Source organism: Shigella sp. FJ200513 (genome assembly GCF_040495915.1).
In the GTDB taxonomy this organism is placed as follows: Bacteria; Pseudomonadota; Gammaproteobacteria; order Enterobacterales; family Enterobacteriaceae; genus ECMA0423.
In genome coordinates this window covers 14,881-39,798 of the sequence record NZ_JBDYCV010000030.1, presented here as the reverse complement: position 1 = coordinate 39,798, position 24,918 = coordinate 14,881, and the positions used below count along the sequence as shown (strand labels likewise).

19 protein-coding genes and 2 pseudogenes are annotated in these 24,918 nt (G+C 49.4%); 11 read left to right on the top strand and 10 right to left on the bottom strand.

Annotation, left to right across the window (positions count from 1 at the left end; translation table 11 throughout):
* The 6 genes and pseudogenes from ABZJ92_RS08985 (at position 1) to uidC (ending at position 5,478) form a co-directional block, all read left to right on the top strand.
* Positions 1-57, top strand: coding sequence for an IS1 family transposase (locus ABZJ92_RS08985; RefSeq protein ID WP_003032489.1), 57 nt, complete (start codon positions 1-3; stop codon positions 55-57).
* Between the two features lie 14 nt (positions 58-71).
* Positions 72-233 (top strand): annotated as a pseudogene (locus ABZJ92_RS08980) (SDR family oxidoreductase); the annotation flags it as partial.
* Positions 234-461: 228 nt separating this feature from the next.
* Entirely contained in the window at positions 462-1,052 is a 591-nt protein-coding gene (uidR, locus tag ABZJ92_RS08975; protein WP_000969092.1) for a DNA-binding transcriptional regulator UidR, read from the top strand.
* 387 nt (positions 1,053-1,439) lie between these two features.
* Positions 1,440-3,143, top strand: a complete 1,704-nt coding sequence (uidA, locus tag ABZJ92_RS08970) for a beta-glucuronidase (RefSeq protein WP_000945870.1) — start codon at positions 1,440-1,442, stop codon at positions 3,141-3,143.
* A 5-nt stretch (positions 3,144-3,148) separates the two neighbouring features.
* A pseudogene (gene uidB, locus ABZJ92_RS08965) lies at positions 3,149-4,174 on the top strand (glucuronide transporter).
* 38 nt (positions 4,175-4,212) lie between these two features.
* The gene (gene uidC, locus ABZJ92_RS08960) at positions 4,213-5,478 is read left to right on the top strand and encodes a glucuronide uptake porin UidC (RefSeq protein WP_001227053.1); all 1,266 of its coding nucleotides are present in this window, start codon (positions 4,213-4,215) and stop codon (positions 5,476-5,478) included.
* A 225-nt stretch (positions 5,479-5,703) separates the two neighbouring features.
* Here the strand turns inward: uidC and ABZJ92_RS08955 are convergent, their stop codons facing one another.
* Complete coding sequence (locus ABZJ92_RS08955) at positions 5,704-7,212, bottom strand: YdgA family protein (RefSeq protein ID WP_001043364.1); 1,509 nt, start codon at positions 7,210-7,212, stop codon at positions 5,704-5,706.
* Between the two features lie 100 nt (positions 7,213-7,312).
* On the bottom strand, positions 7,313-8,488 hold the full coding sequence (gene manA, locus ABZJ92_RS08950; RefSeq protein ID WP_001170669.1) for a mannose-6-phosphate isomerase: 1,176 nt from the start codon (positions 8,486-8,488) through the stop codon (positions 7,313-7,315).
* 198 nt (positions 8,489-8,686) lie between these two features.
* Here manA and fumB point away from each other — a divergent pair, with 198 nt between their 5' ends.
* Positions 8,687-10,333: a class I fumarate hydratase gene (fumB, locus tag ABZJ92_RS08945; protein ID WP_000066661.1), complete on the top strand. Its 1,647-nt coding sequence runs from the start codon at positions 8,687-8,689 to the stop codon at positions 10,331-10,333.
* Positions 10,334-10,475: 142 nt separating this feature from the next.
* Complete coding sequence (gene fumC, locus ABZJ92_RS08940; RefSeq protein WP_001099068.1) at positions 10,476-11,879, top strand: class II fumarate hydratase; 1,404 nt, start codon at positions 10,476-10,478, stop codon at positions 11,877-11,879.
* On the opposite strand, the gene tus is transcribed toward fumC, so the two are convergent.
* The 4 genes from tus to rstA form a co-directional block, all read right to left on the bottom strand.
* Positions 11,876-12,805 (bottom strand): DNA replication terminus site-binding protein, encoded by a 930-nt coding sequence (gene tus, locus ABZJ92_RS08935; protein WP_000135186.1) that lies wholly within the window; start codon positions 12,803-12,805, stop codon positions 11,876-11,878. The genes fumC and tus overlap by 4 nt on opposite strands.
* Before the next feature lie 75 nt (positions 12,806-12,880).
* Entirely contained in the window at positions 12,881-14,182 is a 1,302-nt protein-coding gene (gene rstB, locus ABZJ92_RS08930; RefSeq protein ID WP_000732493.1) for a two-component system sensor histidine kinase RstB, read from the bottom strand.
* A gap of 178 nt (positions 14,183-14,360) precedes the next feature.
* Entirely contained in the window at positions 14,361-15,680 is a 1,320-nt protein-coding gene (locus tag ABZJ92_RS08925) for a cation:dicarboxylate symporter family transporter (RefSeq protein ID WP_000898121.1), read from the bottom strand.
* 224 nt (positions 15,681-15,904) lie between these two features.
* The gene (rstA, locus tag ABZJ92_RS08920) at positions 15,905-16,648 is read right to left on the bottom strand and encodes a two-component system response regulator RstA (protein ID WP_005050251.1); all 744 of its coding nucleotides are present in this window, start codon (positions 16,646-16,648) and stop codon (positions 15,905-15,907) included.
* Positions 16,649-16,776: 128 nt separating this feature from the next.
* Between rstA and ABZJ92_RS08915 the strand changes: the two genes are divergently transcribed.
* Positions 16,777-17,112 carry a GlpM family protein gene (locus ABZJ92_RS08915; RefSeq protein WP_000524868.1) on the top strand — a complete coding sequence of 112 codons (336 nt, stop codon included), beginning with the start codon at positions 16,777-16,779 and terminating at the stop codon, positions 17,110-17,112.
* On the opposite strand, the gene folM is transcribed toward ABZJ92_RS08915, so the two are convergent.
* From folM to ydgH, 3 genes are all read right to left on the bottom strand, one after another.
* Positions 17,109-17,831 (bottom strand): dihydromonapterin reductase, encoded by a 723-nt coding sequence (folM, locus tag ABZJ92_RS08910; protein WP_000520806.1) that lies wholly within the window; start codon positions 17,829-17,831, stop codon positions 17,109-17,111. The genes ABZJ92_RS08915 and folM overlap by 4 nt on opposite strands.
* Before the next feature lie 36 nt (positions 17,832-17,867).
* Complete coding sequence (locus tag ABZJ92_RS08905) at positions 17,868-19,250, bottom strand: amino acid permease (protein ID WP_000412379.1); 1,383 nt, start codon at positions 19,248-19,250, stop codon at positions 17,868-17,870.
* Positions 19,251-19,435: 185 nt separating this feature from the next.
* Positions 19,436-20,380 (bottom strand): DUF1471 family protein YdgH, encoded by a 945-nt coding sequence (gene ydgH / locus ABZJ92_RS08900; RefSeq protein WP_000769323.1) that lies wholly within the window; start codon positions 20,378-20,380, stop codon positions 19,436-19,438.
* A 523-nt stretch (positions 20,381-20,903) separates the two neighbouring features.
* On the opposite strand from ydgH, the gene pntA reads away from it, so the two are divergent.
* Positions 20,904-22,436, top strand: coding sequence for a Re/Si-specific NAD(P)(+) transhydrogenase subunit alpha (pntA, locus tag ABZJ92_RS08895; protein WP_005063005.1), 1,533 nt, complete (start codon positions 20,904-20,906; stop codon positions 22,434-22,436).
* 10 nt (positions 22,437-22,446) lie between these two features.
* Positions 22,447-23,835, top strand: coding sequence for a Re/Si-specific NAD(P)(+) transhydrogenase subunit beta (gene pntB, locus ABZJ92_RS08890; protein WP_000014036.1), 1,389 nt, complete (start codon positions 22,447-22,449; stop codon positions 23,833-23,835).
* A gap of 24 nt (positions 23,836-23,859) precedes the next feature.
* Here pntB and tqsA read toward each other — a convergent pair whose 3' ends face one another.
* The gene (gene tqsA / locus ABZJ92_RS08885) at positions 23,860-24,894 is read right to left on the bottom strand and encodes an AI-2 transporter TqsA (protein WP_001118241.1); all 1,035 of its coding nucleotides are present in this window, start codon (positions 24,892-24,894) and stop codon (positions 23,860-23,862) included.
* Positions 24,895-24,918: the final 24 nt, after the last annotated feature.

Genomic DNA, 24,918 nt, shown 5'->3' with positions numbered 1-24,918 from the left:
GTGGAGCTGCATGACAAGGTCATCGGGCATTATCTGAACATAAAACACTATCAGTAAGTTGGAGTCATTACCCAGAAATTGAACAAAAAATGTTACAGCACACGCCGATCAGACGTCTGGGCCAACCGCAAGATATTGCTAACGCGGCGCTGTTCCTTTGCTCGCCTGCAGCCAGCTGGGTAAGCGGACAAATTCTCACCGTCTCCGGTGGTGGGGTACAGGAGCTCAATTAATACACTAACGAACCGGTAAACGGTCGTATGTGTTGTTTACCGGGATAGCGTGTGCAATTCATCAACGTCTCTGCTAAACAACTGGCAGCCAAATCACGGCTATTGGTTAACCAATTGCTGGGTGAAAAGTATACGAATAGAGTGTACCTTCGCACTATTCAACAGCAATGATAGGCGCTCACCTGACAACGCGGTAAACTAGTTATTCACGCTAACTATAATGGTTTAATGATGGATAACATGCAGACTGAAGCACAACCGACACGGACCCGGATCCTCAATGCTGCCAGAGAGATTTTTTCAGAAAATGGATTTCACAGTGCCTCGATGAAAGCCATCTGTAAATCTTGCGCCATTAGTCCTGGGACGCTCTATCACCATTTCATCTCCAAAGAAGCCTTGATTCAGGCGATTATCTTACAGGACCAGGAGAGGGCGCTGGCTCGTTTCCGGGAACCGATTGAAGGGATTCATTTTGTTGACTATATGGTCGAGTCTATTGTCTCTCTCACCCATGAAGCCTTTGGGCAACGGGCGCTGGTGGTCGAAATTATGGCGGAAGGGATGCGTAACCCACAGGTCGCCGCCATGCTTAAAAATAAGCATATGACGATCACTGAATTTGTTGCCCAGCGGATGCGTGATGCCCAGCAAAAAGGCGAGATAAGCCCAGACATCAACACGGCAATGACTTCACGTTTACTGCTGGATCTGACCTACGGTGTACTGGCCGATATCGAAGCGGAAGACCTGGCGCGTGAAGCGTCGTTTGCTCAGGGATTACGCGCGATGATTGGCGGTATATTAACCGCATCCTGATCCTCTCATTTCGCGGGCTGGTGATAACTGTGCCCGCGTTTCATATCGTAATTTCTCTGTGCAAAAATTATCCTCCCCGTGTTCGGAGAATTCCCCCCCAAAATATTCACCGTAGCCATATGTCATGAGAGTTTATCGTTCCCAACACTCTCGAACGAACGTTCGATTGCTTATTTTATGGCTTCTGTCAACGCTGTTTTAAAGATTAATGCGATCCATATCACGCTGTGGGTATTGCAGTTTTTGGTTTTTTGATCGCGGTGTCAGTTCTTTTTATTTCCATTTCTCTTCCATGGGTTTCTCACAGATAACTGTGTGCAACACAGAATTGGTTAACTAATCAGATTAAAGGTTGACCAGTATTTTTATCTTAATGAGGAGTCCCTTATGTTACGTCCTGTAGAAACCCCAACCCGTGAAATCAAAAAACTCGACGGCCTGTGGGCATTCAGTCTGGATCGCGAAAACTGTGGAATTGATCAGCGTTGGTGCGAAAGCGCGTTACAAGAAAGCCGGGCAATTGCAGTGCCAGGCAGTTTTAACGATCAGTTCGCCGATGCAGATATTCGTAATTATGTGGGCAACGTCTGGTATCAGCGCGAAGTCTTTATACCGAAAGGTTGGGCAGGCCAGCGTATCGTGCTGCGTTTCGATGCGGTCACTCATTACGGCAAAGTGTGGGTCAATAATCAGGAAGTGATGGAGCATCAGGGCGGCTATACGCCATTTGAAGCCGATGTCACGCCGTATGTTATTGCCGGGAAAAGTGTACGTATCACCGTTTGTGTGAACAACGAACTGAACTGGCAGACTATCCCGCCGGGAATGGTGATTACCGACGAAAACGGCAAGAAAAAGCAGTCTTACTTCCATGATTTCTTTAACTATGCCGGGATCCATCGCAGCGTAATGCTCTACACCACGCCGAACACCTGGGTGGACGATATCACCGTGGTGACGCATGTCGCGCAAGACTGTAACCACGCGTCTGTTGACTGGCAGGTGGTGGCCAATGGTGATATCAGCGTTGAACTGCGTGATGCGGATCAACAGGTGGTTGCAACTGGACAAGGCACCAGCGGGACTTTGCAAGTGGTGAATCCGCACCTCTGGCAACCGGGTGAAGGTTATCTCTATGAACTGTGCGTCACAGCCAAAAGCCAGACAGAGTGTGATATCTACCCGCTGCGCGTCGGCATCCGGTCAGTGGCAGTGAAGGGCGAACAGTTCCTGATTAACCACAAACCGTTCTACTTTACTGGCTTTGGTCGTCATGAAGATGCGGATTTGCGAGGCAAAGGATTCGATAACGTGCTGATGGTGCACGATCACGCATTAATGGACTGGATTGGGGCCAACTCCTACCGTACCTCGCATTACCCTTACGCTGAAGAGATGCTCGACTGGGCAGATGAACATGGCATCGTGGTGATTGATGAAACTGCAGCTGTCGGCTTTAACCTCTCTTTAGGCATTGGTTTCGAAGCGGGCAACAAGCCGAAAGAACTGTACAGCGAAGAGGCTGTCAACGGGGAAACTCAGCAGGCGCACTTACAGGCGATTAAAGAGCTGATAGCGCGTGACAAAAACCACCCAAGCGTGGTGATGTGGAGTATTGCCAACGAACCGGATACCCGTCCGCAAGGTGCACGGGAATATTTCGCGCCACTGGCGGAAGCAACGCGTAAACTCGACCCGACGCGTCCGATCACCTGCGTCAATGTAATGTTCTGCGACGCTCACACCGATACCATCAGCGATCTCTTTGATGTGCTGTGCCTGAACCGTTATTACGGTTGGTATGTCCAAAGCGGCGATTTGGAAACGGCAGAGAAGGTACTGGAAAAAGAACTGCTGGCCTGGCAGGAGAAACTGCATCAGCCGATTATCATCACCGAATACGGCGTGGATACGTTAGCCGGCCTGCACTCAATGTACACCGACATGTGGAGTGAAGAGTATCAGTGTGCATGGCTGGATATGTATCACCGCGTCTTTGATCGCGTCAGCGCCGTCGTCGGTGAACAGGTATGGAATTTCGCCGATTTTGCGACCTCGCAAGGCATATTGCGCGTTGGCGGTAACAATTGACCTACATGGGCCTCGGGCTTTGCTACAGCCTGGTGAATATTCCTTATGGTTCACTTGCTACCGCGATGACCCAACAACCACAATCTCGCGCCCGTCTGGGCGCGGCTCGTGGGATTGCCGCTTCATTGACCTTTGTATGCCTGGCATTTCTGATAGGACCGAGCATTAAGAACTCCAGCCCGGAAGAGATGGTGTCGGTATACCATTTCTGGACGATTGTGCTGGTGATTGCCGGAATGGTGCTTTACTTCATCTGCTTCAAATCGACGCGTGAAAATGTGGTACGTATCGTGGCGCAGCCGTCATTGAAGATCAGTTTGCAAACCCTGAAACGGAATCGCCCGCTGTTTATGTTGTGCATCGGTGCGCTGTGTGTGCTGATTTCGACCTTCGCGGTCAGCGCCTCGTCGTTGTTCTACGTGCGCTATGTGTTAAATGATACCGGGCTGTTCACTGTGCTGGTACTGGTGCAAAACCTGGTTGGTACTGTGGCATCGGCACCGCTTGTGCCGGGGATGGTCGCGAGGATCGGTAAAAAGAATACCTTCCTGATTGGCGCTTTGCTGGGAACCTGCGGTTATCTGCTATTCTTCTGGGTTTCCGTCTGGTCACTGCCGGTGGCGTTGGTTGCGTTGGCCATCGCTTCAATTGGTCAGGGCGTTACTATGACTGTGATGTGGGCACTGGAAGCTGATACCGTAGAATACGGTGAATACCTGACCGGCGTGCGAATTGAAGGGCTCACCTATTCACTATTCTCATTTACCCGTAAATGCGGTCAGGCAATCGGAGGTTCAATTCCTGCCTTTATTTTGGGATTAAGCGGATATATCGCCAATCAGGTGTAAACGCCGGAAGTTATTATGGGCATCCGCACATCAATTGCCTTAGTACCTTGCGGATTTATGCTACTGGCATTCGTTATTATCTGGTTTTATCCGCTCACGGATAAAAAATTCAAAGAAATCGTGGTTGAAATTGATAATCGTAAAAAAGTGCAGCAGCAATTAATCAGCGATATCACTAATTAATATTCAATAAAAATAATCAGAACATCAAAGGTGCAACTATGAGAAAAATAGTGGCCATGGCCGTTATTTGCCTGACGGCTGCCTCTGGCCTTACCTCTGCTTACGCGGCGCAACTGGCTGACGATGAAGCGGGACTACGCATCAGACTGAAAAACGAATTGCGCAGGGCTGATAAGCCCAGTGCTGGCGCGGGAAGAGATATTTACGCATGGGTACAGGGAGGATTGCTCGATTTCAATAGTGGTTATTATTCCAATATTGTTGGCGTTGAAGGCGGAGCGTATTATGTTTATAAATTAGGTGCTCGTGCTGATATGAGTACCCGGTGGTATCTTGATGGTGATAAAAGTTTTGGCTTTGCCCTGGGGGCAGTAAAAATAAAACCCAGTGAAAATAGCCTGCTTAAATTAGGTCGCTTCGGGACGGATTATAGTTATGGTAGCTTACCTTATCGTATTCCGTTAATGGTTGGCAGTTCGCAACGTACATTACCGACAGTTTCTGAAGGAGCATTAGGTTATTGGGCTTTAACGCCAAATATTGATCTGTGGGGAATGTGGCGTTCACGAGTATTTTTATGGACTGATTCAACAACCGGTATTCGTGATGAAGGGGTGTATAACAGCCAGACGGGAAAATACGATAAACATCGCGCACGTTCTTTTTTAGCCGCCAGTTGGTATGATGATACCAGTCGCTATTCTCTGGGGGCATCGGTACAGAAAGATGTTTCCAATCAGATACAAAGTATTCTCGAGAAAAGCATACCGCTCGACCCGAATTATACGTTGAAAGGGGAGTTGCTCGGCTTTTACGCGCAGCTCGAAGGTTTAAGTCGTAATACCAGCCAGCCCAATGAAACGGCGTTGGTTAGTGGACAATTGACCTGGAATGCGCCGTGGGGAAGCGTATTTGGCAGTGGTGGTTATTTGCGCCATGCAATGAATGGTGCCGTGGTGGATACCGACATTGGCTATCCCTTTTCATTAAGTCTTGATCGTAACCGTGAAGGAATGCAGTCCTGGCAATTAGGTGCCAACTACCGTGTAACTCCGCAATTTACGCTGACATTTGCACCGATTGTGACTCGCGGCTATGAATCCAGTAAACGAGATGTGCGGATTGAAGGCGCGGGTATCTTAGGTGGTATGAACTATCGGGTCAGCGAAGGGCCGTTACAAGGGATGAATTTCTTTCTTGCTGCCGATAAAGGGCGGGAAAAGCGCGATGGCAGTACGCTGGGCGATCGCCTGAATTACTGGGATGTGAAAATGAGTATTCAGTATGACTTTATGCTGAAGTAAGAAATAACGCCGGAGAGAAAAACCTCCGGCGTTTCAGATTGTTGACAAAGTGCGCGTTTTTTATGCCGGATGCGGCGTAAACGCCTTATCCAGCCTACAAAAACTCATAAATTCAAAGTGTTGCAGGAAAAGGTAGGCCTGATAAGCGTAGCGCATCAGGCAATCTCTGGTTTGTTTTCAGATGAAAACGCCGGAGTGAAAATTCTCCGGCGTTTTGGCCGTGAATTACTGCTGCGGAATTGCCGGTACAGCCGGAACGTTAAGAGCTGGCATCGCAAACATGCCAACAAAATCTTCTAACGACATTTTCTGCCCATTTAACGTTATCTGACCGTTAGCATATTGCAGGCTGGTGGTGATGGTATTGTCCTGCAAGGTGGTCAGACGGAACATCTGCCCCATTGCTGATGCACCTTCAACTTGCTGTTTCGCCAGTTTTTTCGCTTGATCTTCCTGATAACCTTCCAGCTTCGCTACCTGAGTCATCAACTCAGTTGCCATATCCACCGGAATGGTCAGTTTCGCATCCAGAGATTTAACCGAACGATCTACTTCCTGCGCCAGCGTTTGCGGCGCTTCTTTAGTCGTTGCCGGATCTTTCAGGAACAGCGACAGATTCAGCGCACTTTCACCCTGACTGTTTTTCCAGCTTAGCGGCGCGATAGTAATCACCGGATCGCCTTTCAACATCAGCGGCAGGGCGCTAAAGAAGGCTTCCGTCACTTTCTCCTGATAAAGTTCGGGATTGTTGGCAATTTCTGGCTGTGCCAGCAGCGCCTGAGTTTGCGCGTTATATTGCTGGCTAAACTGATGCCAGGCTTCACCATCAATCTGGCCGACTTTTAAAGTCAGCTTGCCGCTGCCCAGATCCTGATTCTGTACCTTCAGGCTGTTTAGCGAGTAATCCAGTTGGCTATTGATCGTTTTACCGTCATTGACCAGATCCGATTTACCGCTGATCTCCATGCCTTCCAGCAGTGCCAGTTCTTTGCCTTCCACTGAAATGGTCATTTTTTCCAGTGACAGTTTTTGGTTTCCTACGCGCTCACCAAAACTTCCCAGCGTGCTGGAACCGTCGGTTTTCAGATTATTAAAGGTCAACTGCACTTTCTGGTTGTATTCGTTAACTGCGTCTATCCGACCACTTTGCGCCTCTCCGGAAAGGGAGATGGCTTTGCCGTCTCTGTCAGCATTTAACTGGAACTCGCCGCCGCTAAAGGCGACTTTTTCATCCTTTTGCTCGTAATTCAGTGGATTGAGCGAAATATCGGAACTGGAATCACCGCTGTAACCAATGCGCGAGTTAATCTCAAAAGGCGTTTCACCTTTTGCCATATCAAACAGTGGTTTGCTTACTTCGTTATTAACCAGCGTGGTTTGAATTGATGCCATCGACGGGATCAGGTTCAGTTTTTTAAGCTGGGCAAGCGGGAAGGGACCATGATCAACCGATTCGTTGAAGATGACGCTCTGACCGCTTTTAATCCACGGATTTTCTTTCCCGGCAATGGGTTTCACCAACAGTTGCAACTGGCTGCTGAATACGCCGCGATGATAGTTTTGATAACTCACTTCCAGGTTGGATTCAGGAGCTGTCAGTTTGAGTTGCGCGTTCGCCTGCGCGACCATGTCTTCGAGATGGGTTTCAATCTTCTTGCCTGTATACCATGCGCCGCCTGTCCAGACTACGCCTAGCGCAACAATGACGCCTACCGCTACCAGCGATTTATTCATAATGATTATCCATAAAATGAAATCAGGCGGACTGGCCGCCTGAAGGTGTTATAAGCCTTTAATAAGCTTAGCAAGAGATGTTAATTTTTTCAGTAAGCTCTTACAGCTTGTTGTAAACACGCGCTAAACGGCCGTGGCCTTTGACAGTCACCGGTGATTCGTTGGCGGCAATAAACGCTGATTCACCCGGTTTAAGCTGTAACTGCTGAGAACCTTTCCACAACGTTGCATCGCCTTCGACGCAGAACAAAATGGCGGCACTCTGCTGGCTGATGGTGGTTTCTTTATCACTAAGGTCATGCAGCGAGAAGGCAAAATCATCCACAGGAATCGGGAAGTCCAGTTCTGCACCTTGTTTCACCGGCTGGGTCAACAACTGGTTAGCCGGTTTGGCTTCGAATTTCACATTGGCAACCAGTTCCGGAATATCAATGTATTTAGGCGTCAGACCTGCACGCAGCACGTTATCGGAGTTCGCCATCACTTCCAGCGCCACGCCTTGCAGGTAAGCGTGCGGTGTTTCAGCGAACAGGAACATCGCTTCGCCAGGATTCAATTTCACCACATTCAGTAACAGCGGGGAGAACAGGCCGCTGTCTTCCGGGTAAAATTCAGAAATTAAACGAATCGTTTGCCACGGTTCACCCTGCTGACTGTCGAGCGCCGATTTTAAAATCGCCAGCGCGCGGGATTTTTCTTCACCCTGCATATTCAACAGGTTGGCGAACAGTTCGCTTAAACGTTCGGCATGTGGCTGTTGTAAAAAGTGAGCAATCGCCGGATGTGCACCGGCGACCGGCTGGAGTAGGGAGACAATCTCGGAAAATTCACGAAACGCGTTCATCGCAAGGAAAGGCGTCAGCGCAAAAACCAGCTCCGGCTTGTGGTTAGGATCTTTATAGTTACGCTCGGCGGCATCCATCGGGATACCTGCGGCATTTTCTTTGGCAAAACCGATTTCAGAATTGTGTTTGTTTGGATGAACCTGAATGGAGAGTGGCTGTGCTGCGCATAATACTTTGAACAGGAAAGGCAGTTCGCCAAAGCGTTTGGCAACGGCCTCTCCGAGCAGAGTCGATTTATCACTCTCAATCACATCACGCAGTGAAACGATATCTCCGGCGGCATTCTGCACTCGTGAACTGCTTTTCGGATGTGCGCCCATCCACAGCTCGGCCATCGGCTGGCTGGACGGATTTTCCATACCATAAAGTTCAGTCAACGCCGTTTTGCTACCCCAGGCATAGTTTTGCACTGAGTTAATGAGTTTTTGCATGATCAATCCCTGTTTTAATGTGGAAATTAATCCCGCTATTAAAGCAAGAATCCTACGGGAAGTAACCTGGAGCCGCAAAAAGTCGTACTAGTCTCAGTTTTTGTTAAAAAACTGTGTAGGATATTGTTACTCGCTTTTAACAGGGCAACGGAACACCCGCCCAGAGCATAACCAAACCAGGCAGTAAGTGAGAGAACAATGTCAAACAAACCCTTTCATTATCAGTCTCCTTTTCCACTCAAAAAAAATGATACTGAGTATTACCTGCTAACCAGTGAACACGTTAGCGTATCTGAATTTGAAGGGCAGGAGATTTTGAAAGTCGCACCCGAAGCGTTAACTCTGTTGGCGCGTCAGGCGTTTCATGATGCGTCGTTTATGCTGCGTCCGGCTCACCAACAACAGGTGGCCGACATTCTGCGTGACCCGGAGGCCAGCGAAAATGATAAATATGTGGCGCTGCAATTCCTGCGTAACTCCGACATCGCGGCGAAAGGCGTTCTGCCAACCTGTCAGGATACCGGCACCGCGATTATTGTTGGTAAAAAAGGGCAGCGTGTATGGACCGGTGGTGGTGATGAAGCGGCGCTGGCGCGCGGTGTCTATAACACTTATATCGAAGATAATCTGCGCTACTCGCAAAACGCGCCGCTGGATATGTATAAAGAAGTGAATACCGGCACCAATCTGCCAGCGCAGATCGATCTTTATGCCGTTGATGGCGACGAATACAAATTCCTCTGTATCGCAAAAGGTGGTGGTTCGGCAAACAAGACGTATCTCTATCAGGAAACCAAAGCGTTACTGACGCCGGGGAAACTGAAAAATTACCTGGTTGAGAAGATGCGCACGCTGGGTACCGCGGCCTGTCCTCCGTATCATATTGCGTTCGTTATTGGTGGAACTTCTGCAGAAACGAACCTTAAAACGGTGAAACTGGCTTCCGCGAAATACTATGATGAACTGCCAACGGAAGGGAATGAGCACGGTCAGGCGTTCCGCGATGTGGAACTGGAAAAAGAATTACTGATCGAAGCGCAAAATCTCGGTCTGGGTGCGCAGTTTGGTGGTAAATACTTCGCTCACGACATCCGCGTGATTCGCCTGCCACGTCACGGCGCATCCTGTCCGGTTGGTATGGGTGTTTCCTGCTCTGCTGACCGTAATATCAAAGCGAAGATCAACCGTCAGGGGATCTGGATCGAAAAACTGGAACATAATCCAGGTAAATATATCCCTGAAGAGCTGCGTAAAGCGGGAGAAGGCGAAGCGGTGCGCGTTGACCTTAACCGTCCGATGAAAGAGATCCTCGCACAGTTGTCGCAGTATCCCGTTTCTACACGCTTATCGCTTAACGGCACGATTATCGTTGGTCGTGATATTGCTCACGCCAAACTGAAAGAGCGGATGGATAACGGTGAAGGGCTGCCGCAATACATTAAAGATCATCCGATTTACTACGCGGGTCCGGCCAAAACGCCGGAAGGTTATGCCTCCGGTTCTCTTGGCCCAACGACCGCCGGACGGATGGATTCTTATGTCGATCAACTGCAAGCGCAGGGCGGAAGTATGATCATGCTGGCGAAAGGCAACCGCAGCCAGCAGGTGACGGATGCCTGTAAAAAACACGGCGGCTTCTACCTTGGCAGTATCGGTGGTCCGGCCGCTGTATTGGCGCAGGGAAGTATTAAGAGCCTGGAATGTGTTGAATATCCGGAACTGGGAATGGAAGCCATCTGGAAAATTGAAGTGGAAGATTTCCCGGCGTTTATCCTTGTGGATGATAAAGGAAATGACTTCTTCCAGCAGATACAACTCACACAGTGCACTCGCTGTGTGAAATAAACAGAGCCGCCCTTCGGGGCGGTTTTTTTACATGGCACGAAAGACCAAACATTTGTTATCAAATAGTAAATAATGAGTGAGCTAAAAGTTGCTTAACGAAAGCAAAACAGAAAGAAAAAATTAATCAGGTGAGGAGCAGGCCATGAATACAGTACGCAGCGAAAAAGATTCGATGGGGGCGATTGATGTCCCGGCAGATAAGCTGTGGGGCGCACAAACTCAACGCTCGCTGGAGCATTTCCGCATTTCGACGGAGAAAATGCCCACCTCACTGATTCATGCGCTGGCGCTAACCAAGCGCGCAGCGGCAAAAGTTAATGAAGATTTAGACTTGTTGTCTGAAGAGAAAGCGAGCGCCATTCGGCAGGCGGCGGATGAAGTACTGGCAGGACAGCATGACGACGAATTCCCGCTGGCTATCTGGCAGACCGGCTCCGGCACGCAAAGTAACATGAACATGAACGAAGTGCTGGCTAACCGGGCCAGTGAATTACTCGGCGGTGTGCGCGGGATGGAACGTAAAGTTCACCCTAACGACGACGTGAACAAAAGCCAAAGTTCCAACGATGTCTTTCCGACGGCGATGCACGTTGCGGCGCTGCTGGCACTGCGCAAGCAACTCATTCCGCAGCTTAAAACCCTGACACAGACGCTGAGTGAAAAATCGCGTGCATTTGCCGATATCGTCAAAATCGGTCGAACCCACTTGCAGGACGCCACGCCGCTAACACTAGGGCAGGAGATTTCCGGCTGGGTAGCGATGCTCGAGCATAATCTCAAACATATCGAATACAGCCTGCCTCACGTAGCGGAACTGGCTCTTGGCGGTACAGCGGTGGGTACTGGACTAAATACCCATCCGGAGTATGCGCGTCGCGTAGCAGATGAACTGGCAGTCATTACCTGTGCACCGTTTGTTACCGCGCCGAACAAATTTGAAGCGCTTGCGACCTGTGATGCCCTGGTTCAGGCGCACGGCGCGTTGAAAGGGTTGGCTGCGTCACTGATGAAAATCGCCAATGATGTCCGCTGGCTGGCCTCTGGCCCGCGCTGCGGAATTGGTGAAATCTCAATCCCGGAAAATGAGCCGGGCAGCTCAATCATGCCGGGGAAAGTGAACCCAACCCAGTGTGAAGCATTAACCATGCTCTGCTGTCAGGTAATGGGGAACGACGTGGCGATCAACATGGGTGGCGCTTCCGGTAACTTTGAACTGAACGTCTTCCGTCCGATGGTGATCCATAATTTCCTGCAATCGGTGCGCTTGCTGGCAGATGGCATGGAAAGTTTTAACAAACACTGCGCAGTGGGTATTGAACCGAATCGTGAGCGAATCAATCAATTACTCAATGAATCGCTGATGCTGGTGACTGCGCTTAACACCCACATTGGTTATGACAAAGCCGCGGAGATCGCCAAAAAAGCGCATAAAGAAGGGCTGACCTTAAAAGCTGCGGCCCTTGCGCTGGGGTATCTTAGCGAAGCCGAGTTTGACAGCTGGGTACGGCCAGAACAGATGGTCGGCAGTATGAAAGCCGGGCGTTAATCTGCAACATACAGGTGCAGCCGTGGAATGATCAAACGAAGCGGCTGCGCCTGAGGTTTATAACGGTGCTGCACATTGTCGGCATCGTAATTTAACAACTCACCAACGTCCGGCACGCCCGCGCCATTATCCCGATTAATCAGTGCAATCAGTGGTGTAGGGCAGGCGTGTTGGACTTGTTTTTGATCTCCTTTGTACCAGACGCGGGCAATCGGCTGCACCTTCACTGGACGTTTGATTTTTAACTTCGCGTTCTGTGGCAGGGCAGCGATATCCTGATACTCTCGCTCCAGTTTTCTTTGCCACTCCTCGCGCGTCCACGGTGCGACACTGCGTGGTGATTTCAGGCTTTTTTCCAGCTGTGCCAGGACTTCATCACGATGCAAATTCTTAATGATATGTTTATTAGCCCAACCAAAGCGTAAAGTGGCGGGGTCGTGCAGAACGGTGAGCGTGCGGTAAGCATTAAGGGTGATCAGCCCCGGCAAATGACGATGCACCCATTCAAAACGTGCCGCGGTGGGGAGTTCTGATTCAACCGTGACGATATGCTCGAACGTGGTCTTGAGTTTATTGATGTGCTGAATATGACTGACCAACGCTGCTTGCGAAAGGTTATCGACCTGGTAACACAACACGCCAGGCAGACGGACAGCGGCCTTGCTGCTGCGATTTTCGGACTGTTGTTGAATAAATAAATGGCGGAAATGACGCAACGCCAGCGACTGCGCGTCGTTGCCGAGATGTTGTTTTACCTCAATACGATTAAGCGGATTATGCTCATCCTCTTTTTTTACCTCCGGCAAAGAGAACACGCGGGCAACCAATAGCTTGTGTTGCTCAAGATGAGCGGCAAATGTAGCCAGCTCTTGTTCCATCTGGCGAAAGGTAGTGTTGAGTCGGTCTACGAGATCGTAACGCGCCATAATATTAACCACTTTAGTTACAACATACTTATTTTATAGCACAGTCGTGGTGACTTGACCATCGTGCGCGTAGTGTCAGGCAGAGGTAAATTGCGGGATGTTATGCCATAACGGCCAGCTAAACGAGAAGCGAGCACCACCCAGTTCGCTGATGTCACAATTAACCGTACCGCCCATTGTCAGTGCTATTGAGTGGACAATTGCCAGCCCCAGCCCGCAGCCGCCGGTTGAGCGATCCCGGCTGGGATCGAGGCGAACAAAAGGTTCAAAGATATGTTCGCGGTTTTCTGGGGCAATCCCTGGGCCATCATCCTCAACAATTAATGTCGCTCTATTCCCCGACAGTAGCAGGCTGGTTTCAACCGTTGAATGGCAGTAGCGCAGGGCGTTATTGAGCAAATTATCCAGCACGCGCTCCATTAAGCGCATATCCAACGCCGCATAATGGCCTTGCATGAGCGTTTTTATCCGTACCGTTTTATCGGGCGTTACTGCCTGAATATCTGCCAGATGCGTTGACAGCCACAACGGCAGGTCTGGTTCGCTAAGATGAAGCTCGTTTTGTGGGCGATCGAGTCGGGCATAAGTCAGCAGCTCTTCAATTAAAGCTTCAAGTTGACTGATATCACGATTCAACGCCTGGGATTCGGCGGCGCTCAGGTTATCGCTCATCTCCAGTCGATAACGCAGGCGCACTAACGGTGTTCGCAGTTCGTGAGCGATACCGTCAATAAGCTGTTTTTTGCTGGCAATTAAGGCGTTGATATTGTCCGCCATCTGGTTAAATGCGATACCAAGTCGTTCAAAGCTCGAACCCTCATCAAAGTGGATACGTTCATTGAGATGCCCATCGCCAAATCGTTGCGCCGCTGCTTCCAGTTTTAACATATCCTGCCAGTGCGGACGCATCCAGATAAACACCGGAAAGGCGAGGGAAATAGCAATAAAAGCGATCAGGGCGATATCCAGCAATCGCATTTGATGGAGGTAATAAAGATAAGGAACAGGACCAACTGCCAGCACGTAGTGGCTGCGCGGGATACGCTGCAAAAACGTGTACTGATCGTCCAGGGCGACAATTTCGCCGCCACGCAGTCGGTGCATGGAAATATCATCAAGATGGTATTTACTCAGTGGCTCGACACGCAGATCGAAAGAGAGATTTAAATCCATCTCTTTCAGCGTCTTACCCCAGTCGTGTGGGGGGATCTCTCGCAATTCGCTGCGCATCAGATACAGCGAACTGTTCATCAAATCATCCAGCGACTGTTTGCCCGCGCGTTCGGCGGTAAATTTGTACACCAGCCCAACCAGCAGAGACATCACAAGGAAGCAGACAAACAATAACAGGTAAAACTGGATAAACAATTTTTTCATTGGCATCGCCCGCAACAGAATACTATTCGTATTAATTCACGACTGTGGAGCAATGTAAACCGCCAACTGGATAAGACCTTGTTTGGAAGATAATGTCCGGAACAGACGGATGTATCCCCGGTGTATTCATATTCAGTAAATTCAATTTTCCACCGGGGCTTGTTTATTATGCTAAGGTTTAATTTAACGTGACGCTTTGTTGTTCTTTAGTCTCTCTATCCTTAAGAAGACGGGCTGATATTACACCGGACATTATTGAACCATTCACATTAAGCGCTGTTCTTGCCATATCAACGATCGGCTCTATGGCAATAAAAATAACTACTAATGCGACAGGGAAATTAAGTGTTGAAAGGACAATCAGCGCCGCGAATGTCCCACCACTACCTACGCCTGCTACCCCTATTGAGCCAAGCGCGATGGCAGGTAAAAGAGTTGCGAGGAATTGCAATGAGAAGGGATCGATACCCATTGTTGGAGCAATCATCGCCACCATCACGGCAGGATAAATCCCAGCGCAGCCATTTTGTCCCATGCTGGAACCAAAAGACGCTGCAATATTAGCAATCGTATTTGGAACCCCCAATTTTTCCAATGCAGAAATAGCCAGAGGAATTGAAGCCGCACTACTGCGAGAAACAAACGCAAAGGTAAGTACTTGCCAGACGGTCTTGTAATAGTTAACGGGGTTTTTACCTATTAACAGCAAAATGCCCGAGTGAACAATAAACATCACAAAAACGGCCAGATAACAGGCGACGATGAACCCGAGCAAATTGGTAAACTGTGAAAGCTGATACGTTGAGAAGACTTTCGCCATTAGTGCCATTACCCCATAAGGCGTCAGCGCAATGACAATACGGACCATTTTCATTACCCATATTTGAATCGCGTTGATCCCCGCGCTCAATTTTTCGCCCTCTGCTGGTGCATCTTTCTTTACTTTTAACAGCGCAATACCAGCAAGAATTGTAAAGATGACGATGCCAATAACCGAAACACTTCTTGCCCCGGTCAGATCAAGGAAGAGGTTGGTTGGGATCAATGACGTAATGAGTCGCGGTAAAGATACCGCAGCTGTTTTCGAGACGTCATCGCTGGTTAAAGAGGATTGCATATGACCAAAGGCGCTGGCATCAAGGCCAATTGCACTGGCAATAGCCAGGCCAACTAAACCTGCAATCATGACTAAACACAACATACAGGCAACAATAGTTAAAGACATCTTGCCAATACCAGCGCTATTTTCGAGCTTATTAATCGCTGAAAGAATCGAAATGAATATGAGTGGAACGGCAACAAGTTTTAATAAATTAACATAACCGTTACCAGCAATATTATACCATTCGATAACGGTTTCACTGCTTGTCTCAGGAATGAAATGCAGGGAGATACCAATGATAGCCCCCAGGAAAATCGCGATAAAAACACTTTTGGAAAGGGATTCGCTCTTTTGATCCGTTTTGAAAATCCCCCATGAGCAGATCAAAAAAAGCACAATATATGTGAAAGTTGTAACCGTTTTTTAAGCCTCTTGCCTCATTCAGCACCTGAAATGCCGGAAAGAGTTTGTTGTAAAAAATCTGCGCCATAAGACGCAGGGACGAGGCGATTATAGAGAAATTTTTTCTCATTTTCATATCAAATGTAGGGGGTTTGGAATTTGAATAAGCTCTTATTAATTGAATTCGTTAATTGTTCTCTTTTTCAGATGAACAAATATTAGTCATCTGATTGTTTATTGTCACTATCCCATGCATGAGGCGCAAAAAGATAGCCTTTGTTACGCACAGTTTTAATGCGATAAGGTTCTGCGGCGTTATCGAGCAGTTTTTTTCTTAACCGCGAAATAGCCACGTCCACGCTACGATCCAGTCCGTCATAACTGACGCCGCGTAAATTTTTCAGCAATGCATCGCGGTCCATGATTTGCCCGGCATGCGTAGCTAGTTCCCACAATAATTCGAAATCAGCTGTCGAGAGCGAGATTTCAGTGTTAGCCAGGGTGACTACGCGGTTGATGGGGTCGATAGTTAACGTGCCGAAATGCAGGGCTTTGTAGGGAGTAAGAGACGTTTCCTGAAGACCTTTGGTCAGTGTGGCTTGCTCATTCTGACGCAAATGCAAACGTAAACGCGCTAGCAAAACAGCAGGGGGCGTCGTTTTGAGAATATAGTCGCAGGCACCCATTTCCAGTGCCAGGATGTGGTTCATATCGCTATCGAGAGAGGTTAGAAGAACAATCGGTCCAGACCACTTTGCGCGTAAATCACGACAAATGGTCATGCCGTCCTTGCCTGGTAGCATGATGTCGAGTAACACCAAATCCGGATTTTCTCGCAAAATGGTTTCTTCGGCCTGGTCGCCGCGCGGTTCTACGGTAACCTGCATATCATGTTTTGCCAGGTACGCGGCAATCAGTGAACCGACTTCCGCATCATCTTCCACAAATACGATAGTGTTCATAACATTCACGGTAGATATAAAAACGTCACAATACACCGCGCTGTTTTTACTTACTATCAATCGTTTCTAAACAAGTTTTCATCAGGTATTCTACTGATGACTTGTTATGGAAGTGTTAAGGTAAAAAGATGGGGCTGGTAATCAAAGCCGCGCTCGGTGCGCTGGTAGTGCTGTTGATTGGTGTTTTAGCAAAAACGAAAAATTATTATATCGCCGGGCTGATTCCACTTTTCCCGACCTTTGCGCTTATCGCGCATTATATTGTTGCCAGCGAACGCGGCATTGAAGCCTTACGCGCAACCATCATTTTTAGTATGTGGTCGATTATTCCCTATTTTGTTTACCTGGTGTCGCTGTGGTATTTCACCGGAATGATGCGCTTGCCCGCCGCTTTTGTTGGTTCTGTTGCGTGTTGGGGGATAAGCGCATGGGTGTTGATTATATGCTGGATAAAGCTGCATTAACGCAGATGACGACCGCCATCAAGTGGGAAACTGCGTCCGGTGACAAAGCAACTGGTAAGTAAGTAATCGACCAGGTCGATCACTTCTTTCTCGCCAGGCGCGGTTTTCATCAGTGATTTATTCAGCGCCTGTTGTCGATATTCGGCATCATCATGTTCATTAAACAGGATCAGCGATGGCGCAATAGAATTCACTTTCACTTCCGGTGCCAGCTTGCGGGCAAACGAGCGGGTCATATTATCCAGTGCCGCTTTGCTTGCAGCATACGCAACATGTTTGTCGCTACCGCGCTCCACCACATAATCGGTAAAGTGAATGATATCGCTGGCGGCGTGTCCGTGCCCACGCAGTAATCTTTCCAGCGCATGGTTGAGCAGGTATGGGGTATTAACGTGGATCTGCATCATGCAAGCCAGTACGTCGGCCAGTGGCGCACCCGGTTTTTCCGCAATCCACGCACTGGCGTTATGCAAAATAGCACGCAGACCATGGGTGGTTTTTAGTACTTCATCGGCAAACGCCATCACACCGTCGTTGGTCGAAAAATCAGCCTGAATACACTGCGCACCTGCATTAATCAGTCCATCAATGGCTGGATAGTGTGTCCGATAGCTGACAATCACCGGTTGCTTTTGATTAATGAAATGCCATGCGAGGGCGAGGCCGATGCGACGACCTCCGCCAGTAATTAATATTGGCAAGGGCTGGGTTTTACCCATCGTTATCTCCTTTGCTATCCAACGATGGGATGAACGTTATCCCACCAGCATCCAGGTCGCCGGAACTGAGGCAATTAACAGCATGCCAATCAGCACCATTTCCTGACGGTTCAGTACATTATCATGTGTATGCGTTTTGCGCGCATACAGGAAAACCAGCAGCCCCGGTGCATACAGAACAACGGATAACAGCAAGTGCATTGGACCAGAGGCGTACAATAACCATAAGCCATAAATGCAGGCACCGACACCTACCGCTTTATGCAGTGGACGGGTTGCGATTTTCAGCAAGAACGCGCCGACCAGGAAATAGGGCACCAGAATCATTTCTGAGGCGATGGTCAGCAACGTGTTGTAATCGGAACCGGTCAGCCAGATGAGTACCAGACAAATTTGCACGCAGATGTTGGTCAACCACAGTGAGGCGGATGGCGCAGCTTGTGCGTTCTGGCGCGCAAAAATGCGTGGGAATGCTTTATGAGTGGCAGCCAGGAACGGAACTTCTGCCGCCATGATGGTCCAGCTTAAGTACGCGCCGCAAACGGAAACGATCAAACCGGCAGCGATGATGATTTCGCCCCATGGTCCCATCATTTCCACCATCAGACCGGCCATTGACGGGTTACGAATTTCAGCCAGTTCAGGACGTGCCACCACACCCAGCGAAAGCAGCGTTACCAGCAAGTAAACGCCCAGAGCGGAGAGAACCGCCAGCAGTGTCGCTTTGCCAACATCACGTTTATTACGCGCACGCGCAGAAACAACCACGGCACCTTCCACACCAATGAAAACCCACAGGGTGATCAGCATGGTGTTTTTCACCTGTTCCCAAACAGGTACGCCAAGTGCAAGTCCGGTGAAGTCGAGCTTGAAGGTATCCAGTTTGAACATCATCATCGCCAGCACAACAAACAGACCCAGCGGCAACAATTTTGCCAGTGTCGCCACCAGGTTAATGCTGGCAGCGGTTTGCACCCCGCGCAGGATCAAAAAGTGAACAATCCACAATAAAGCCGATGCACCGACTATCGATTGCCAGGTATTACCATCGCCAAACAGGCGCAATTCCGGCGTGTCCGTAAAAAAGCTTAACGCGGAAAAAACGATCACCAGATAGGAGACGTTGGCGATGACCGCGCACAGCCAGTATCCCCATGCGGAACAAAAGCCGATTAGCTCGCCAAACCCTTCGCGGGCATAGGTAAAGATACCGCCATCAAGTTCGGGACGAATGCGCGTGAGGATCAGCATGGCAAAGGCCAGCAATAAAATGCCAGCGCCAGTAATACCCCAGCCGATGAGCAGTGCTGCCGGGCTGGCAACTGCCGCCATATTTTGCGGCAGACTGAAAACACCCGCGCCCAGCATTGAGCTTAATACCAGCGCGGTGAGTGCGCTCAGTCCCAGTTTCTTTTCCATCGATATCCAGTGATTAAAACGTGATAAGAAGAATAAATATTAGGGCAAAACGCATAAAAATGGAGTTTGCCACTGAAGCGCGGGATTTTACGAAGAGATGTGTCTGCATGCAATGGTCGCGGGGAAATTTGTGACTAAAAATGCGAAAGGCGGCATCAAGCCGCCTTATAGGAGTAACTGAATAGTTATTTATACAGATCTGCGCTGACGGTCAGGTTATTACCACGTTTCTGCCACTGGCGGGTGATGTGGTAATACTTAGCACCTTTCTTCGCGGCACGTTTCGCAACCTGATAGGAGACTTCGGTCATGTTGCCGTAGTTGCCAGAGAATTTGATGCTGTCGAACGGGACCATCATCGCTGCTGTCGCTTTGTTCAGTTCTTCGACTTTAGTGCCATCCGGGAGCGTGACGGTGTAACGCCCGCCTTTTGATGACTGGGTTTCAAAGAAGCGACCGACTTCAGAACTTGGTGATGCGGTAGTCGCAACACCCGGGATCTCAACTTTCTTCGCGGCTTCGCCACCGGCAGCCAGAGCTGCACGTCCTGCTTCGGAATCTGCCGGGATCACATCCGGGCTCTGGACGATACGTTTCTTAGCATCTTTTTTATAGATGAATGCAGTAATACGCTGGTTGCCGCCCTGGTTGGCATCGATTTGACGAACGATGTAGAAAGAGTAGGCACCTTTCGCTTTTGCCGCTTTGGTGATGGCATCATTGACTTCTGGCTGGCTACGATAGAAGCCCTGGACGGTGACCGTGTCAAACGGTTCAATCAGAACAGCCTGATCTTTCGGCAGTTCGACAACACCGTTAATTACGCGATTACTTGTTTCTTCTGCTTTTTCAGCATCGGCTTTATAGAGGTCAGCGACCACACGCCAGTTACCGCTGTTACCAAAATCAGAAGTGTCGACAACATAAAAAGAGGCGGCACCTTCTTTATCTGCGCGACGAGAAACGGCTTTCACCGCTTCGCCAATAGCATTAAAACGACCGGTAACCACTACACGGTCAAAAGGTTTAACCGCTGCCGCTTGCTCCGGTGTCAGTTCTGTTGCTGCGTTAACGGAGAATGCCGTAGCAGAAAGCAGTGCCGACGCCAGGAGGGTGTTCTTAAGCTTCATAAAAATAATCCTTCGCCTTGCGCAAACCAGGTACTGGTATTGTTATTAACGAGAAACGTGGCTGATTATTGCATTTAAACGGTGTAACTGTCTGCGTCATTTTTCATATCACATTCCTTAAACCAATTTTAATCCTGCTCAAATGACCGTCTATGCTTAAAAAACAGCCGTATCAGCATCATTACTACTGAAGCAACTGAATTGTATAAGTTAATTTAATGTTAAGTAGTGATTCGTGCCGGGGCGATGTCTCGTTTTACCCGACCGTCGAAGACAATTATCAGTCTTTATCCGGCGTTCTAAGGTGTTTATCCCACTATCACGGCTGAATCGTTAATATTTTGCGAGTTCACGCCGAAATACTGATTTTTGGCGCTAGATCACAGGCATAATTTTCAGTACGTTATAGGGCGTTTGTTACTAATTTATTTTAACGGAGTAACATTTAGCTCGTACATGAGCAGCTTGTGTGGCTCCTGACACAGGCAAACCATCATCAATAAAACCGATGGAAGGGAATATCATGCGAATTGGCATACCAAGAGAACGGTTAACCAATGAAACCCGTGTTGCAGCAACGCCAAAAACAGTGGAACAGCTGCTGAAACTGGGTTTTACCGTCGCGGTAGAGAGCGGCGCGGGTCAACTGGCAAGTTTTGACGATAAAGCGTTTGTGCAAGCGGGCGCTGAAATTGTAGAAGGGAATAGCGTCTGGCAGTCAGAGATCATTCTGAAGGTCAATGCGCCGTTAGATGATGAAATTGCGTTACTGAATCCCGGGACAACGCTGGTGAGTTTTATCTGGCCTGCGCAGAATCCGGAATTAATGCAAAAACTTGCGGAACGTAACGTGACCGTGATGGCGATGGACTCTGTGCCGCGTATCTCACGCGCACAATCGCTGGACGCACTAAGCTCGATGGCGAATATCGCCGGTTATCGCGCCATTGTTGAAGCGGCACATGAATTTGGGCGCTTCTTTACCGGGCAAATCACTGCGGCCGGGAAAGTGCCACCGGCAAAAGTGATGGTGATTGGTGCCGGTGTTGCAGGTTTGGCCGCCATTGGCGCAGCAAACAGTCTCGGCGCGATTGTGCGTGCATTCGACACCCGCCCGGAAGTGAAAGAACAAGTTCAAAGTATGGGCGCGGAATTCCTCGAGCTGGATTTTAAAGAGGAAGCGGGCAGCGGCGATGGCTATGCCAAAGTGATGTCGGACGCGTTCATCAAAGCGGAAATGGAACTCTTTGCCGCCCAGGCAAAAGAGGTCGATATCATTGTCACCACCGCGCTTATTCCAGGCAAACCAGCGCCGAAGCTAATTACCCGTGAAATGGTTGACTCCATGAAGGCGGGCAGTGTGATTGTCGACCTGGCAGCCCAAAACGGTGGCAACTGTGAATACATCGTGCCGGGTGAAATCTTCAGTACGGAAAATGGTGTCAAAGTGATTGGTTATACCGATCTTCCGGGCCGTCTGCCGACGCAATCCTCACAGCTTTACGGTACTAACCTCGTTAATCTGCTGAAACTGTTGTGCAAAGAGAAAGACGGCAATATCACTGTTGATTTTGATGATGTGGTGATTCGCGGCGTGACCGTGATCCGTGCGGGCGAAATTACCTGGCCGGCACCGCCGATTCAGGTATCAGCTCAGCCGCAGGCGGCACAAAAAGCGGCACCGGAAGTGAAAACTGAGGAAAAATGTGCCTGCTCACCGTGGCGTAAATACGCGTTGATGGCGCTGGCAATCATCCTGTTCGGTTGGCTGTCAAGCGTTGCGCCGAAAGAGTTTCTTGGGCACTTCACCGTTTTCGCGCTGGCCTGCGTTGTCGGTTATTACGTGGTGTGGAATGTATCGCACGCGCTGCATACACCGTTGATGTCGGTTACCAACGCGATTTCAGGGATTATTGTTGTCGGAGCACTGTTGCAGATTGGCCAGGGAGGCTGGGTTAGCTTCCTTAGTTTTATCGCGGTGCTTATAGCCAGCATTAATATTTTCGGTGGCTTCACCGTGACTCAGCGCATGCTGAAAATGTTCCGCAAAAATTAAGGGGTAACATATGTCTGGAGGATTAGTTACAGCTGCATACATTGTTGCCGCGATCCTGTTTATCTTCAGTCTGGCCGGTCTTTCGAAACATGAAACGTCTCGCCAGGGTAACAACTTCGGTATCGCCGGGATGGCGATTGCGTTAATCGCAACCATTTTTGGACCGGATACGGGTAATGTTGGCTGGATCTTGCTGGCGATGGTCATTGGTGGGGCAATTGGTATCCGGCTGGCGAAGAAAGTTGAAATGACCGAAATGCCAGAACTGGTGGCGATCCTGCACAGCTTCGTGGGTCTGGCGGCAGTGCTGGTTGGCTTTAACAGTTATCTGCATCATGACGCGGGAATGGCACCGATTCTGGTCAATATTCACCTGACGGAAGTGTTCCTCGGTATCTTCATCGGGGCGGTAACGTTCACGGGCTCGGTGGTGGCGTTCGGCAAACTGTGTGGCAAGATTTCGTCTAAACCGTTGATGCTGCCAAACCGTCACAAAATGAACCTGGCGGCTCTGGTCGTTTCCTTCTTGCTGCTGATTGTATTTGTTCGCACGGACAGCGTCGGCCTGCAAGTGCTGGCATTGCTGATAATGACCGCCATTGCGCTGGTATTCGGCTGGCATTTAGTCGCCTCCATCGGTGGTGCAGATATGCCGGTGGTGGTGTCGATGCTGAACTCGTACTCCGGCTGGGCGGCTGCGGCTGCGGGCTTTATGCTCAGCAACGACCTGCTGATTGTGACCGGTGCGCTGGTCGGTTCTTCGGGGGCTATCCTTTCTTACATTATGTGTAAGGCGATGAACCGTTCCTTTATCAGCGTTATTGCGGGTGGTTTCGGCACCGACGGCTCTTCTACTGGCGATGATCAGGAAGTGGGTGAGCACCGCGAAATCACCGCAGAAGAGACAGCGGAACTGCTGAAAAACTCCCATTCAGTGATCATTACTCCGGGGTACGGCATGGCAGTCGCGCAGGCGCAATATCCTGTCGCTGAAATTACCGAGAAACTCCGCGCTCGTGGTATTAATGTGCGTTTCGGTATCCACCCGGTTGCGGGGCGTTTGCCTGGACATATGAACGTATTGCTGGCTGAAGCAAAAGTACCGTATGACATCGTGCTGGAAATGGACGAGATCAACGATGACTTTGCTGATACCGATACCGTACTGGTGATTGGTGCTAACGATACGGTTAACCCGGCGGCGCAGGATGATCCGAAGAGTCCGATTGCTGGTATGCCTGTGCTGGAAGTGTGGAAAGCGCAGAACGTGATTGTCTTTAAACGTTCGATGAACACTGGCTATGCTGGTGTGCAAAACCCGCTGTTCTTCAAGGAAAACACCCACATGCTGTTTGGTGACGCCAAAGCCAGCGTGGATGCAATCCTGAAAGCTCTGTAACCCTGACGGCCTCTGCGGAGGCCGTCACTCTTTATTGAGATCGCTTAACAGAACGGCGATGCTTTGACCTCCCGCTGTTTGTTCAAGCGCAATTTTGACAATAATTGTCAACGGCACGGAAAGCAGCATACCCACCGGTCCTAACAACCATCCCCAAAAAATCAACGACAAAAATACCACCAATGTCGAAAGCCCCAGCCCACGTCCCATGATGCGCGGCTCCAGAATATTGCCGAAGACCAGATTAATCAGCAGATATCCCGCCAGCACCAGCAACGCTTCGTAGAAGCCATTAAACACCAGTACCTGAGCGATAGGGGGGATTGCCGCGAGAACTGAACCAATATTAGGGATGTAATTAAGCGCAAAGGCCAGCAATCCCCAGACAAAAGCGAAGCGAACATCGAGTGCGGCGAGCATCGCCCAGGCGACCAGGCCGGTGATGATGCTGATGGCTGTTTTCAGCACCAGATAATGAGAAACACTGTCAATCGCACGTTGAATCGCCGCCATCCCTTCAACCGGACGCGCCATCATTTGCTGAAATTTTCCGGGCAATTGTGGCACTTCGAGCAGCATAAACAGCACCGTCAGCAGCAATAAAAATATTGATGACATGGCATTAGATAACTGCGTCAATAAGTTGGTGAGCAACGTCATCGCCGCGTTCGGATCAATGTAATGCGCCAGTTGGTCAACTGAGACGTCAATCCCTACGCGTTGCAACAACGGCTCAAGAGCTTGCAGCGGCGTCATAATAGAGTTGCGATATTGCGGTAACGTCCGCGTCAACTCGTTGAGCGCGGAACCCAGATAAGCTAATAGCAACACCATCGCCATCACGATGATTGTCATCAAAATCGACACTGCCAGTACACGCGGCACACGCCAGCGGACCATATGTTGCACCAGCGGGTTAAGAATAACAGCAATAAATAATGCGAGAATAAACGGCACGATGATCTCGGCGGCAAAACGGATACCGCAGAGAATAATGACCAGCATTCCCAACATAATGACGATTTTTAGGCCATTGAGCGTGATGATCGGCTTTGCCATGCTTGTCCCCGTTTTTCTTCCTTT

Excerpts from the sequence above, each read along its gene's own strand:
- uidA (WP_000945870.1), top strand. The coding sequence starts at position 1,440 with ATGTTACGTCCTGTAGAAACCCCAACCCGTGAAATCAAAAAACTCGAC.
- fumB (WP_000066661.1), top strand. The coding sequence starts at position 8,687 with ATGTCAAACAAACCCTTTCATTATCAGTCTCCTTTTCCACTCAAAAAA.
- manA (WP_001170669.1), bottom strand. The coding sequence starts at position 8,488 with ATGCAAAAACTCATTAACTCAGTGCAAAACTATGCCTGGGGTAGCAAA.
- pntB (WP_000014036.1), top strand. The coding sequence starts at position 22,447 with ATGTCTGGAGGATTAGTTACAGCTGCATACATTGTTGCCGCGATCCTG.
- pntA (WP_005063005.1), top strand. The coding sequence starts at position 20,904 with ATGCGAATTGGCATACCAAGAGAACGGTTAACCAATGAAACCCGTGTT.
- tus (WP_000135186.1), bottom strand. The coding sequence starts at position 12,805 with ATGGCGCGTTACGATCTCGTAGACCGACTCAACACTACCTTTCGCCAG.
- ABZJ92_RS08905 (WP_000412379.1), bottom strand. The coding sequence starts at position 19,250 with ATGGAAAAGAAACTGGGACTGAGCGCACTCACCGCGCTGGTATTAAGC.
- rstB (WP_000732493.1), bottom strand. The coding sequence starts at position 14,182 with ATGAAAAAATTGTTTATCCAGTTTTACCTGTTATTGTTTGTCTGCTTC.
- folM (WP_000520806.1), bottom strand. The coding sequence starts at position 17,831 with ATGGGTAAAACCCAGCCCTTGCCAATATTAATTACTGGCGGAGGTCGT.
- ABZJ92_RS08955 (WP_001043364.1), bottom strand. The coding sequence starts at position 7,212 with ATGAATAAATCGCTGGTAGCGGTAGGCGTCATTGTTGCGCTAGGCGTA.
- tqsA (WP_001118241.1), bottom strand. The coding sequence starts at position 24,894 with ATGGCAAAGCCGATCATCACGCTCAATGGCCTAAAAATCGTCATTATG.
- ABZJ92_RS08915 (WP_000524868.1), top strand. The coding sequence starts at position 16,777 with ATGGGGCTGGTAATCAAAGCCGCGCTCGGTGCGCTGGTAGTGCTGTTG.
- fumC (WP_001099068.1), top strand. The coding sequence starts at position 10,476 with ATGAATACAGTACGCAGCGAAAAAGATTCGATGGGGGCGATTGATGTC.
- uidR (WP_000969092.1), top strand. The coding sequence starts at position 462 with ATGATGGATAACATGCAGACTGAAGCACAACCGACACGGACCCGGATC.
- uidC (WP_001227053.1), top strand. The coding sequence starts at position 4,213 with ATGAGAAAAATAGTGGCCATGGCCGTTATTTGCCTGACGGCTGCCTCT.
- ydgH (WP_000769323.1), bottom strand. The coding sequence starts at position 20,380 with ATGAAGCTTAAGAACACCCTCCTGGCGTCGGCACTGCTTTCTGCTACG.
- rstA (WP_005050251.1), bottom strand. The coding sequence starts at position 16,648 with ATGAACACTATCGTATTTGTGGAAGATGATGCGGAAGTCGGTTCACTG.